The organism is Shewanella electrodiphila (genome assembly GCF_023283985.1).
Classification (GTDB): Bacteria; Pseudomonadota; Gammaproteobacteria; order Enterobacterales; family Shewanellaceae; genus Shewanella; species Shewanella electrodiphila.
On the sequence record NZ_JAKIKU010000018.1, the window covers coordinates 53571 to 66779 of the forward strand.

11 protein-coding genes are annotated in these 13209 nt (G+C 40.8%); all 11 read left to right on the forward strand.

Translation table 11 applies throughout. The annotated features are described in order from the left end of the window. The first annotated feature begins 552 nt into the window (after positions 1-552). Positions 553-1308 carry a bifunctional demethylmenaquinone methyltransferase/2-methoxy-6-polyprenyl-1,4-benzoquinol methylase UbiE gene (gene ubiE / locus L2737_RS20975; RefSeq protein WP_102526391.1) on the forward strand — a complete coding sequence of 252 codons (756 nt, stop codon included), beginning with the start codon at positions 553-555 and terminating at the stop codon, positions 1306-1308. Further along, the gene (locus L2737_RS20980) at positions 1308-1928 is read left to right on the forward strand and encodes a ubiquinone biosynthesis accessory factor UbiJ (RefSeq protein ID WP_248957001.1); all 621 of its coding nucleotides are present in this window, start codon (positions 1308-1310) and stop codon (positions 1926-1928) included. The genes ubiE and L2737_RS20980 overlap by 1 nt, the downstream gene beginning before the upstream one ends. Beyond that, complete coding sequence (gene ubiB, locus L2737_RS20985; RefSeq protein ID WP_248957002.1) at positions 1925-3574, forward strand: ubiquinone biosynthesis regulatory protein kinase UbiB; 1650 nt, start codon at positions 1925-1927, stop codon at positions 3572-3574. The genes L2737_RS20980 and ubiB overlap by 4 nt, the downstream gene beginning before the upstream one ends. A 99-nt stretch (positions 3575-3673) precedes the next feature. Then, positions 3674-3913 carry a Sec-independent protein translocase subunit TatA gene (gene tatA / locus L2737_RS20990; protein ID WP_102526388.1) on the forward strand — a complete coding sequence of 80 codons (240 nt, stop codon included), beginning with the start codon at positions 3674-3676 and terminating at the stop codon, positions 3911-3913. 6 nt (positions 3914-3919) lie between these two features. Continuing rightward, complete coding sequence (tatB, locus tag L2737_RS20995; RefSeq protein WP_102526387.1) at positions 3920-4318, forward strand: Sec-independent protein translocase protein TatB; 399 nt, start codon at positions 3920-3922, stop codon at positions 4316-4318. 10 nt (positions 4319-4328) lie between these two features. Then, positions 4329-5087 (forward strand): twin-arginine translocase subunit TatC, encoded by a 759-nt coding sequence (gene tatC, locus L2737_RS21000; protein WP_102526386.1) that lies wholly within the window; start codon positions 4329-4331, stop codon positions 5085-5087. 58 nt (positions 5088-5145) lie between these two features. Next, positions 5146-5703: a hypothetical protein gene (locus L2737_RS21005; RefSeq protein ID WP_248957003.1), complete on the forward strand. Its 558-nt coding sequence runs from the start codon at positions 5146-5148 to the stop codon at positions 5701-5703. A 2-nt stretch (positions 5704-5705) separates the two neighbouring features. Continuing rightward, positions 5706-6503, forward strand: a complete 798-nt coding sequence (locus L2737_RS21010; protein WP_248957004.1) for a TatD family hydrolase — start codon at positions 5706-5708, stop codon at positions 6501-6503. Further along, positions 6503-8437: a sensor domain-containing diguanylate cyclase gene (locus L2737_RS21015; RefSeq protein WP_248957005.1), complete on the forward strand. Its 1935-nt coding sequence runs from the start codon at positions 6503-6505 to the stop codon at positions 8435-8437. The genes L2737_RS21010 and L2737_RS21015 overlap by 1 nt, the downstream gene beginning before the upstream one ends. 26 nt (positions 8438-8463) lie before the next feature. After that, complete coding sequence (hemB, locus tag L2737_RS21020; protein ID WP_102526383.1) at positions 8464-9474, forward strand: porphobilinogen synthase; 1011 nt, start codon at positions 8464-8466, stop codon at positions 9472-9474. A 208-nt stretch (positions 9475-9682) separates the two neighbouring features. Next, the coding region (locus L2737_RS21025) for an Ig-like domain-containing protein (protein ID WP_248957006.1) at positions 9683-13209 on the forward strand (3527 nt) is incomplete at its 3' end.

Consider the following 13209-nt stretch of genomic DNA (forward strand, 5'->3'; position numbering starts at 1 on the left):
AAAAACGGATTAAGCGGCGGCAAGAGAATTGCCGCCTCGTAATCTAAACACTCTTTATTCGCAAAAAATTCGCTCAATAATGCAGAATCCGTTTTTAGCCGAATCTTTCAGGCAACGTTTGTTGTCCACTTTTTACAACGTTATCGGCTTTTATGCAGAATAACTGCACCACAAAGCCTCCGTCTTGTCTAAATCAACAACAATTCGCTGCAAAAACAACCTTACGTTTTAAACTCAGTAACTAACACTCATCTCAACTGGCTTGGCTATAGTTGAACCCTGTTATTAGATTAAACGTATCAATTACTGCTCATGTGTTATTTCACCATTTACAGGCTATTCAATATCGAACAGATTTATGGTCTAATGCAGGGCAATTTTGTAGAACTGTTTTTACAGCGCTATTTACACAAAAGCATATATCGATTCTGTATCGCTGAATTCCACGCTGTTTCTAGTAAACTGGATCACACTCTCGCTGATTAAAGTTTCTGCAAAGCAAGCAATGGCATACACTCGCTGTTAATTACCGCATATTATAGGAATACACAGATGTCTGAGGGCGACCCAAAGAACACTCATTTTGGTTATAAGACCGTTGATTCAGAAAAGAAAGCTGACTTAGTCGCTGACGTATTTCACTCGGTTGCAGCTAAATACGACATTATGAATGATGTCATGTCATTTGGTGTTCATCGTTTCTGGAAACGCCACACTATTGCAACTGCGGGCGCACGTCCTGGCATGAAAGTGTTGGATCTGGCCGGTGGTACTGGTGACTTAACCGCTAAATTCTCACATTTAGTCGGCGACCGTGGCCAAGTTATTTTAGCGGACATTAACGACTCAATGTTAAAAGTTGGTCGGACTAAATTACGCGACAAAGGCATTGTAGGGAACGTAGATTATGTTCAAGCCAATGCTGAAGCCTTACCGTTCCCTGATAATTATTTTGACATTATCACTATCGCATTTGGCCTACGTAACGTGACAGACAAAGATGCAGCATTACGCTCAATGCGCCGCGTGTTAAAACCTGGCGGAAAGTTATTGGTGCTTGAGTTCTCAAAGCCACAACATGAAGTAATGCGCAAAGTTTACGATATGTATAGCTTTAAAGTATTGCCTAAAATGGGCGCACTAATCACTCAAGATGCTGACAGCTATGAGTACTTAGCTGAATCAATTCGTATGCACCCAGATCAAGAAACATTAAAGCAAATGATGATTGATGCAGGTCTTGAGCAAGTTGATTACACCAACATGACTGATGGTGTTGTTGCATTGCACCGTGGTTATAAGTTCTGATGCAGCCCAACCATTTTTCATTACTGACTTGCGCTGCTCTAGAAACTGCCATTGCGCAGTTACAAGCGCAAGATCAGGGTGAATATGCACGCCTTAAAAATTTACACGGCAAAGTGTTCTGCATTCAATTAAGTCAGCTTGAATGGCCTTTATACTTAGTTTTTGCTAAGCAAATTCAAGTACTCAGTATTTATGATGGGGATATCGATGTCAGCGTGACAGCCGATGCCACCACACTTTACCAAATATCTGAAGGCGAAAGCCTAACAGAGCTGATTAAACAAGATAAGCTGAAGCTTGATGGCGACGTTAATTTATTACAAAGTTTTAGCCATTATCTGCGTCATATTGAATTAGATTTTGCAGAGCCCTTGTCACGTTATATTGGGGATGCTCCGACGCATATGTTGGTTTCTGGCGCTAAACAACTTGCCAGTTCAGCAAAGCAGGTTTTTGAAAAGTCACGTTCTCACGTTGGCCAATTAACCACCGAAGAATATCGTATTGCCCCCCATCAAATAGAATTCATTCATTTTCGTGATAATCTTGAAGAACTCGCTGATAGCACATCGGCACTGGTTACCCGAATAGATAAATTAAGAGAAAAAATTACCCCATGACAATTGCAAGTATCAGGCGCGGTTATCAAGTCATCAAAACTGTATTACATTACGGCTTAGACGAACTTTTACCCAGTAAGAAAACACCCTGGTACTTCTCTCTTCTGCGACACAGCTTTTTCTGGCTCCGTAACCAACACAAAGATAAGCCATCAGCTCAGCGGCTAAAATTGGCGATGCAAGAGTTAGGGCCTGTTTATATCAAGCTCGGACAAATGCTATCTACACGTCGTGACTTACTCAATGATGAGTGGGCAGAAGAGCTAGCCATGCTTCAAGACAGAGTACCTCCATTCGATTCAGCTTTGGCCCGCGAAGCCATTGAAGCCGAACTAAAAGCGCCGATTGAAAGCTTATTTGATAATTTTGATGAAACGCCATTGGCTTCAGCGTCGATCTCGCAAGTGCATACCGCAAACCTCAAAGAAAATGGCGCTGAAGTGGTATTAAAAGTGCTTCGCCCAAATGTTGAAGCGCAAGTACAGGCTGATTTACAGCTTATGTGCCAAGCGGCGAGCTTTTTAGAAAGGTTACTAGGCGAAGGCAACCGCTTACGCCCTGCAGAAGTAATTGAAGATTATCGCACCACAATTCTGGGGGAACTCAATTTAAACCTTGAAGCCCTTAACGCGATTAAGCTTCGCAATAACTTTTTAGATTCTGACGCACTGTACGTACCTTACGTGTATGAAGATTATTGCTACTCCCGCCTGATGGTAATGGAACGTGTGTATGGTATTCCTGTTTCCGATGTAGAGGCACTGAGAGCCCAGGGCACCAATTTAAAATTACTCGCTGAGCGCGGTGTTGAGCTGTTTTTCACCCAGGTATTTCGTGATAATTTTTTCCATGCAGATATGCACCCCGGCAATATTTTCATTAGCCGTGAGCACCCTGACAACCCATTTTATATCGGCATGGATTGCGGGATTATGGGCACCTTAAATGATGTTGATAAACGTTATTTAGCAGAAAACTTTTTAGCCTTCTTCAACCGAGATTATCAGCGTATTGCTCAGCTCTATATTGAATCTGGCTGGGTATCAGAAAACACCGATGTGTTAGCATTCGAGCAAGCGGTTAAAGTGGTTTGCGAACCGATGTTCAATAAACCATTAGATGAAATTTCATTTGGCCATGTATTACTAGAGTTGTTCCGCACCGCTCGTCAGTTCGATATTGTGGTACAGCCGCAATTAGTCTTGCTTGAAAAAACCTTACTGTACATCGAAGGTTTAGGCCGTCAGCTTTACCCACAGCTTGATCTTTGGTCGACAGCGAAACCCTTTTTAGAGCAATGGATGTCTGAGCAAGTCGGGCCTAAAGCGATATTTGACAAAGTAAAAATGAAGTCGCCATATTGGGCTGAAAAACTGCCAGAATTCCCAGAGCTTATTTATGACAACCTAAAAGTGGGTCGTAAACTGCTAGGAACACAACAACAGATGCTAGATAAGTATCTGAAGTTTCAACACAAAGCTCATAAAAGTAACTACTTCTTAATAACATCTGCTGTATTGTTGATCTGCGGCACACTATTATTAAATCAAGACGCTACACTATGGCCTTCTTATATTTGTCTAACTGCAGGTATAGTGCTTTGGTTCACAGGATGGCGATCCAGACCAAAGAATCGTAAATTTTAACTAGCACTTATTCATTAGAGGTTCATAATACTCAATATAATGAGTGCTAAAATTTAGGCATTATTAAAAACACTTTTTTATTCTATAGAGGAAATGTTCATGGGCGGCATCAGTATTTGGCAGCTTCTTATCGTTGCGTTAATTGTTGTTTTGTTATTCGGAACTAAAAAGTTACGTTCTTTAGGTGGTGATTTAGGTGGAGCAGTTAAAGGCTTCAAAAATGCTATGAATCCTGAAGATGAAGAGAAAAAATCTTTAGAAGATAAAGATAGCACTGCAAAAACCTCTCAACAGGCAACTGAACAAAAGTCCGAGTCAAAGGACAAAGAACAGGCGTAATTCATTATGTTCGACGGTATTGGCTTTATGGAGCTACTGCTGATTGGAATTTTGGGGCTAGTGGTTCTCGGCCCCGAAAGACTTCCTACTGCGGTACGTTCAATCTCTGGGTGGATTCGCTCATTAAAGCGAATGGCAAACTCTGTTAAAGACGAATTAGAGCAAGAGCTTAAAATCGAAGAGCTTCATGCTGACTTAAAGAAAGCTGAAAGCAAAGGTTTGTCTAACCTCTCTCCTGAATTACAAGAGTCTATTGATCAGCTAAAAGATGCTGCGCAATCCGTTAATCGTCCCTACCAAGTAGAAGACGTTAAAAAGGATGCACCTAAAGCGGAATCAGCTGAAAGCAGCACTGAATCAAGTGCGCCAACAAATGACTCAACCAGTTCAAATACCAAAAGCTAGCGGGTAATCAATGTCACAACAGCTACCTCTCATTAGTCATTTGCTTGAATTGCGTAATAAATTACTCAGAGCTATCGGCAGTGTTTTGCTGGTGTTTATCTGTTTAGTTTACTGGGCAAATGATATATACCATTACATGGCGATTCCATTAATGCAGTCACTGCCTGAAACAAGCAGTATGATTGCTACTGATGTAGCTGCGCCATTTTTCGCCCCATTTAAGTTAACCTTAGTTTTATCATTTTTTGTGGCGATTCCTTATGTGCTTTACCAAGCTTGGTCGTTTGTTGCACCAGGTTTATATAAGCATGAAAAACGTCTAGTGACCCCTCTGTTATTCAGCAGTACCTTGCTGTTTTATTTAGGGATCGCGTTTGCTTATTACATTGTATTCCCGGTTGTATTTGGCTTTTTCACCAGTGTTGCACCTGAAGGTGTTACTGTGGCAACCGACATCAGCAGCTATTTAAGCTTTATTCTAAAGTTGTTTTTTGCCTTTGGTTTGGCCTTTGAAATCCCTGTTGCTGTGGTATTAATGTGCTGGGCAGGTGTCACCACACCTGAAGAGCTTAAGCAAAAACGACCATATATTGTCGTAGGTGCTTTTGTCGTTGGCATGATGCTAACGCCACCAGATATTATTTCTCAAACAATGTTAGCAATTCCTATGTTAATATTATTTGAAGGCGGACTATTAGCAGCCAAGCTATATACGCCGAAAGAAGATACAGATAACGAAGAGTCTGAGAGCGAACGCACCGACAGCTAAAGTTAATTGCATTTGTTACTCATGGACTAGTAAAACAATAATAAAGAAGGATTCTGTTATGCGTTTAACCTTGGTTGCCACTTTTGCTTTGGCTATCTCTTCTCAAGCTCATGCTAACATCGAGCAACAACTGGCTAATTGTGCCAGTCATACTGATAAATTAGACCGCCTAATGTGCTTTGACGCATTGGCGGCTTCAGTTAATACCGCAGTTGCTACTCAGCTTCCTGCTGCAGTGCCTACAGCTTCAACAGAAGCTACAGCCGTTGCAACCACAGCAGTTGCAGCAAACACCCCTACAACTGTTACACCTGCTGTTGCAAGTGTTGCTTCAACTCAAGCTGCCAGTACTGCTGAACAAGAGTTTGGTCTAAAGAAAAAGAAAGAAGAAGTAAAAGTCGATCGTTTGTATCTTGAAATCGAAAGAATTAAGAAAGATCCATATGGCTCATTAATTATTACTTTTACCAATGGTCAAACATGGAAGCAAACTGAAACTGTCAGATATAAAGTCAAAGTTGGCCAGACAGTTTATATTGAAAAAGGTGCGCTAAGCTCCTTCATTTTAGGTAGTGACGAACGCAATTCGACGACGCGAGTTAAGCGCGTTAACTAGTCATGCCTCAACATATCGATATTGCTGTTAATCTACTGAGTAGTCGGTTAGCAGCAGATATAGACAACATCATACACAAAGCGGTGGAACATCATGTTTCACCGTTAATCGTTATCGGCAGTGATATTGCCGAGAGCGATGAGTCCGCCAAGCTCTGTCAGCAATATCCCCTTAAACTTTATAGCACCGCAGGTGTTCATCCTCATCAAGCCAGTAGCTGGGATGAAAATAGCCTAGATAAACTGACTCAAATAGCCAATAGCAAGCATGTCGTCGCCATTGGCGAATGTGGTTTAGATTACAACCGTGATTTTTCTCCTCGAAAAGATCAACGTCAGGCTTTTGAAGCACAACTTGCGTTAGCAGCTACATTGAATATGCCTGTTTTGATGCATTGTCGTGATGCTCATGATGATTTTATCTCGATTTTAAAGCGTTATCGCCATAAACTCCCAAGCGCTGTATTACACTGTTTTACGGGCACAGAGACCGAACTTAAAGAGTGTATCGCCCTTGATTTATATATTGGCATCACTGGCTGGGTTTGCGATGAAAGACGCGGTGCAGAACTTGCGAGTCTCGTTCATCTTATCCCGAACAATCGGTTCGTGGTTGAAACTGATAGCCCTTATTTGCTGCCAAGAAGCATGCGCCCAAAACCTAAGTCGAGCAAAAATCTGCCACAATACTTGCCTTATATTGTTGAGTCTATCGCAACACTTCGCAACCAACCTTATGAAGAGTTTGCAGCCCATTGTTATGCTAATAGTATTCGTTTGTTTAATTTAGGCGAGCGGTAATGCTAAAGCATAATATGGATTGGTTACGTCGCTCAATGGCATTGTTATTATCAAGTTTTTTCATCATCTTAAGCACAGGTGTCAATGCTTATGATGCGACCAGTTATACTGAAAACACAGAACATCATAATATCCCACTACGTTTAACCGCTTCTTCAATCACTAAAATCGACTTAAAGCCGTGGCTGTACATCCATAATTCGAATGATGTCACTGAAATTGCCAACCTCAAACTCCAGAACAATAATCAGAGTCAATGGCGTAAATTAACCAGTAATGACTTACGCAAAATTGGCGCTAAAAATACCTGGTTAAGCTTCAGTCTTTATAATCCAAATGATCAGCTATCACGCATTATTGCTCTAGATAACCCATTAATGGATAGCATTAAGCTATTCCATTTAGTCAATAATGAATTACTCAATATTGAACATATGGGAGACACCCTCCCCTTCGATCAGCGTCCATTGCAGAGTAATTTATTTTTATATCCTTTTGATATAAAACCAGGAGAACTGCATACGTTTTATTTCAAAATTGATAATCGTGGCAGCCTCAATTTTCCTTTAGTGTTATGGAGTAAAAACGATTTTAGCCATGCCATTGAAACCCAAAGTTTAGCGAATGGTTTTCAAATTGGGATTTTGATTGCTATTGGGGTTTTTAGCCTATTTATTGCCTTAGCCTCTGGGTCGTTCAGTTACAGTTACTACAGTGGCTACGTGATTTGTTTAACCGTTATTGTGGCTAGTATTCATGGTATTGCATTTCAGTATTTATGGCCTAACTGGCCCTCTTTACAACAGTTAGCTGTTCCCGTCTTAATCCCGCTGGCACTGGCTTTTGCATTGATGTTTACTGAAAAGGTCATGCAACTTAAATATCACAGCAAGCCAATGTTATTACTTGGCCGTTACTTAGCGGTATATTGTATTTTATTAAGCTTAATTGTCTCTTTTATCGACTTTAAATTTTCCCTTTATCTACTGAGTTTTTCAGTCATCTTCATCAGCTTTATACTGATTATTTTTTCGCTTATCCAAGTCTTCAAAAGAACCAAAAATGCCCGATTATATGCAATAGGTCGTATTGGTCTATTTGTCGGTTCCTTGTTCAGTGGGCTGATGTATTTAGGTTATCTCAACTGGGCAGTATTCCCGCAAACACCTGTAATGATAGGACTAACATTTGAAGTTGTGATAATGGCAGCTGTACTGGCTATGCGTTATAACGATGAGCGTAAAGCCAAATTACAAATGCAGCAAAAAGCACTTGAGCAAGCCGTGCGTTTACAACAAAACCGAGATGAAGCATTAAGGGCAGAAGCCGAGGCAAATGAGCGTCTTGAACAAATGGTTGCCGAAAGAACCTTAGAACTTGAAGTGACCTTACGTGAACTCAATGAAGCGAACCAAAAGCTGACTCAGCAAAACACTATCGATAGCCTTACTGGGGTGAAAAATCGCAGCGAATTTGATCGTCGTTTAACCGCTGAAGGTCGTATTAGCCGACGTCAACAAACCTCGTTGGCGCTGTTAATGCTTGATATCGATAAATTTAAAGCCATTAATGACGAACACGGACACCTTGCGGGTGACCACTCGATAAAAGTGATTGCGACAACAATTTCAGATTATTTAAAGCGTCCAACCGATCTGGTATCACGTTTTGGCGGTGAAGAGTTTGCTATTATATTACCGAATACTGATAGTGAAGGAGCGATGACGCTAGCAGAACACGTTCGCCTAGCAATATCCAAGTTATCAATTAATTGGGAAGGAAGCCCTATTCCCCTTTTTGTGAGTATCGGAGTCAGTGCTGCAGTTGTTGAAACTGAAGAACATCCGACTTTGTTACTTGAACAAGCAGATAAAGCGCTTTATCAAGCTAAGCGCGGTGGGCGAAATCAAGTTTGCCAATTTTCGCCAGAATAAGATGAGATTAATATCAGGAGTCAAATGTGAATATTATTACTAGTGCGTTTCCACAGCGCAGAATGCGCCGTATGCGTAAACATGATTTCAGCCGTCGTTTAATGTCAGAAAATAAATTATCGGTGAATGATCTTATCTACCCAATGTTTATTCTTGAGGGAAACAATCGCACTGAACAAGTCGCATCAATGCCTGGTGTCGAACGTTACTCGATTGATTTATTACTTAAAGAAGCCGCAGAGTTGGTCGAACTAGGTATTCCGCTAATTGCATTATTCCCAGTGACTCCTGCTGAGAAAAAATCGTTAATGGCAGAAGAAGCCTATAACTCAGATGGCCTAGTTCAACGCGCAGTGCGTGAGCTAAAACAAGCCTTCCCTGAACTCGGTGTGATGACAGATGTTGCACTAGACCCGTTCACGACACATGGCCAAGATGGCATCATTGATGATACTGGTTACATTCTTAATGACATCACGACTGAAATTCTAGTCAAACAAGCATTATCTCATGCTGAAGCTGGCGCAGATATCGTAGCCCCTTCAGATATGATGGATGGCCGCATTGGCGCTATTCGTGAAGCGCTGGAAGCTGCAGGTCATGTGAATACTCAAATCATGGCGTATTCTGCTAAGTACTCTTCTAGCTACTACGGCCCTTTCCGTGATGCGGTTGGCTCTGCTGGCAACCTTAAAGGTGGCAATAAACACAGCTACCAAATGGATCCAGGTAATAGTGACGAAGCACTTCATGAAGTCGCCTTAGATATTCAAGAAGGTGCTGACATGGTTATGGTTAAGCCTGGCATGCCGTATTTAGATATTGTTCGCCGAGTTAAAACTGAACTTGCCGTACCGACATTCGCTTATCAAGTGAGTGGTGAATATGCCATGCATATGGCAGCGATTCAAAATGGCTGGTTAGCTGAAAAAGCCATTGTGATGGAGTCGTTACTTTGCTTTAAGCGTGCTGGGGCGGATGGTATTTTAACTTACTTCGCCAAATCAGCAGCACAATGGCTCAAAGAAGATAAGTAAAGCCTAACGTTAACCGCTTTATATTTTAGATTGTTTACAAAAAGAGGCCAATAGGCCTCTTTTTTTATATCATTTTGAATCTAGACAATTAAATCATTCAACTAGTCTTTAAAAATTAATTAACAGGGTTTATGCTTAAATTTGCGCTTAATTTCATCAATAACGTATAGGTTAATGATGACAATGGATTGAAAGTTAAGGAATGCAAATGATTGTGGATAGCATTGATGTATTGTATTACGTAAAAATTGGCTCGAGCGTATTCGCAATTGCGAACGATGGTCAATGGCACGCTATTAGTTCTGAACAAGTCATTAATACTCTTCCATTATATGATATCAACGCAGAAGATATCCTCATTAACGACCAAAGCGCACCCTATATCGTCGTTGATCAGCAAGTTGTCACTATTCCAAATACTTTATTGATTAATTCGTCTCAAGATCAATCCGCTGAGCTTTCAATAGCGCCAAACGCTTCTGTTCCCCAAGGTCTAAACTACTTTTATCAGGTCATTCAGACTCAATATAACTCGCTGATAGCTCAATCAGGTTATAACTCTCAAGGCGATATCCATATAAGTCAGCAAGATGAAACCACTTCACTTATTACTCAGCAAGATTCATTTGTCGAATTAATTTTATCTATCAATATAGATGATGCTGGAGATGGCTATGTAAATCAGTTTGAAGTACCAACTGTAAATATTTCAGGAGATGCATTCGCAGCTAGAGATGGTCAAGAACTGACGTTAAAATTACTAGATATCAATGGCAAGCAATTAACCTTCGGTGTGATAGTCACAAATGAAACTTGGCAATTATTAGATATAGACATTTCAAGTTTTGCAGAAGGCCCTGTAACAGCGATCATTAATGCACCTTTATATCAAGGTTCGGTACAACCTGCTTTCGATGAAACAATTAAAGATACATTAGCCAACATAAGCATTGAAATTGTTGATAACGATAACGTAATTAATGCTTCAGAAATTAATTCGGTCGTGATTAAGGGAACTGTAAGTAATGTAGAAGACGGACAAACCGTTATTATTACTTTGAGTGATGCAACTGGACATACACTTCAATTCAACGCTGTAGTAGTCGGAAGTGCTTGGTCTATTATCCCTCAAGATTTATCGGGTTTTGATGACGGTTCGTTAACTGTAACAGCTGCGACAATAGACATCGCTGGCAACCCTGTAACATCCAGCACTACAACTCCAATCGATGTCCTATCCAACATAACCATCACAGTTGATACAGGCAATGACGAATTTGTAAATCGTTTTGAATCTAAGAAATTAGCTTTTTCAGGTTTAGTCAATGATATTGAAGATGGTCAAAATGTATTAATTACACTTACTGATATCAATGGACTTCAGCTTAGCTATAGCACAGTTGTTATTAATGGAGCCTGGGACATTGAAGCCTCTGATATATCACAACTCGTTGATGGTGATATTTTATTCAATGTAACCTCAATTGATTTAGCAGGTAATTCATCATCAGCAAGTACAACTGTAATTAAAGACACCATTGCGAATATTTCAATCAATGTGCTTGATACAGATCAAGTCCTTAACCAACAAGATATCGACGATCTTAATACCATTTTTGGTCTTGCTAACAATATTGAAGATGGCCAAATTATATTCATCACTATCACGGATAGCTTAGGCCAAGTTGTGACACTATCGTCGGAAGTGAATAATGGTATTTGGTCTTTATCAGGGCTAGATGCATCTGATCTAGCTGACGGTGAGTTACATCTTTATGCTGTCGCAATTGATGCTGAAGGTAACCCAGCATTTGCAACTAATACCATACTCAAAGATACCAAAGCCGATATCAATATTGAGATATTGGATAATGATGGTGTTATCAACGCGTCAGAAATATCTGCGGTCAATATTCGAGGCACTGTTACCAATGTTGAAGATGGACAAACCGTTAACGTCACCTTAACTGATAACCAAGGTCACATCATTACCGTGACCACCATCGTCGTCAATGGTTTATGGTCACTGCCTTTACTGGATTTATCCGAGTTTAATGATGGTTCCTTATTCGTGACCGCTGAGGTCGTTGATATTGCTGGTAACGTTGCAACCAGCGATGCCGATGTCCCAATCGATACGCTTTCAGAAATAACCATCGACGTTGATACTCGTAACGATGAAGCGATCAATCGATTTGAAATGCTAAGGCTGGACTTTTCAGGTCAGGTAAATGATACCGAGGACGGCCAACCCGTCAGTATTTTACTTCACGACTCTCAGGGAAATCAGTTAACTTTCGAGACTATCGTTGTCAACGGAGCCTGGTCAATATCAGGTGCGGATATTTCAACATTAGTTGATGGTGATATCCATTTTACCTCAACAACAATTGATACTGCAGGCAATTCAACAACAGCCACAACAACCATATTAAAAAATACCCAAGCTGCAATATCAATCGAAATTGTTGATTTCGATAACACACTAAATTCAAGCGAAATAAGTAACGCTACAATAAGCGGGTTAGTCGCCAACGTAGAAGATGGCCAGGCAGTTAGAGTATGGGTTATAGATCAAAATGGAATGCGTATCCCCTTGACTGCAACGGTATCTAATGGAGCCTTTACCCTATCAGAAGTCGATCTTTCTTCACTTGCTGAAGGAACCTTGTATTTAAAAGCATTGGTGGTTGATATTTATGGCAACCCAGGATTTACAAGTCATACCTTTAGTAAAGACACTCTCGCTGATATCACCGTAGAAATTATTGATAATGATGGCGTACTCAACGCACAAGAGATGACTCAAGTGGTGTTCCAAGGCACTGTTACCAATGTCGAAGACGGTCAAACTGTTACCTTGACCTTAACGGACAACCAAGGGAATTCATTAACCCTTAACGCCATTGTGACTGGCGGACTATGGACGTTAGCTCCCCAAGATTTATCCACTTTTGATGATGGCTCGTTACTTGTCACTGCTGAAGTCACTGATATCGCAGGTAACTCTGCATCAGCTGCTGCACAAATGCCTGTTGATATATTGGCTGATATTACTATTGATGTGGACACGGGTAGAGACTCTGTCATTAACCGATTTGAAATGCTGCGCCTTGATTTCTCGGGCCAAGTTGATGATGTTGAAGACGGTCAAACCATTACTATTACCCTAACTGATAGCCTCAATAACCAACTCACTTTCAATACCACTGTCGTCGCAGGTGTTTGGCAAATTAGCGATGCTGATGTTTCATCACTCGTCGATGGTGATATTAGCTTCGTTGCTAGCACTGTCGATATCGCAGGTAACCCAGCGTCAACCACCACAACCGTAATCAAAGACAGCAATGCCTCTATTACCATTGAGGCCGTAGATAGTGACAACACCCTCAATGATGCAGAAGTCTTAGTTACAACTTTGCGTGGTGAAGCGTTAAATATTGAAGACGGTCAAAATGTACTCGTGTGGGTCACTGATATTAACGGTGCACGTCTAATTTTTAACACCACTGTCATCGATGGACAATGGCAATTAGATAACCTTGATTTATCATCACTCGCAGAAGGCTCTCTCACGCTAAGAGCTCTATCCAACGACACTCAAGACAATCCTACCATTGGCAACAATACTGTAGGAAAAGACACGCTCGCTGATATCACCGTTGAAATTATTGATAATGATGGTGTACTCAACGCACAAGAAATGACTCAGGTGGTCATTCAGGGCACTGTTAC

What these genes read in the sequence shown, in the direction of transcription:
- ubiB (WP_248957002.1), top strand. Translation starts at nt 1,925, where the DNA reads ATGACAATTGCAAGTATCAGGCGCGGTTATCAAGTCATCAAAACTGTA.
- L2737_RS21005 (WP_248957003.1), top strand. Translation starts at nt 5,146, where the DNA reads ATGCGTTTAACCTTGGTTGCCACTTTTGCTTTGGCTATCTCTTCTCAA.
- L2737_RS21010 (WP_248957004.1), top strand. Translation starts at nt 5,706, where the DNA reads ATGCCTCAACATATCGATATTGCTGTTAATCTACTGAGTAGTCGGTTA.
- tatB (WP_102526387.1), top strand. Translation starts at nt 3,920, where the DNA reads ATGTTCGACGGTATTGGCTTTATGGAGCTACTGCTGATTGGAATTTTG.
- ubiE (WP_102526391.1), top strand. Translation starts at nt 553, where the DNA reads ATGTCTGAGGGCGACCCAAAGAACACTCATTTTGGTTATAAGACCGTT.
- L2737_RS21015 (WP_248957005.1), top strand. Translation starts at nt 6,503, where the DNA reads ATGCTAAAGCATAATATGGATTGGTTACGTCGCTCAATGGCATTGTTA.
- tatA (WP_102526388.1), top strand. Translation starts at nt 3,674, where the DNA reads ATGGGCGGCATCAGTATTTGGCAGCTTCTTATCGTTGCGTTAATTGTT.
- tatC (WP_102526386.1), top strand. Translation starts at nt 4,329, where the DNA reads ATGTCACAACAGCTACCTCTCATTAGTCATTTGCTTGAATTGCGTAAT.
- L2737_RS20980 (WP_248957001.1), top strand. Translation starts at nt 1,308, where the DNA reads ATGCAGCCCAACCATTTTTCATTACTGACTTGCGCTGCTCTAGAAACT.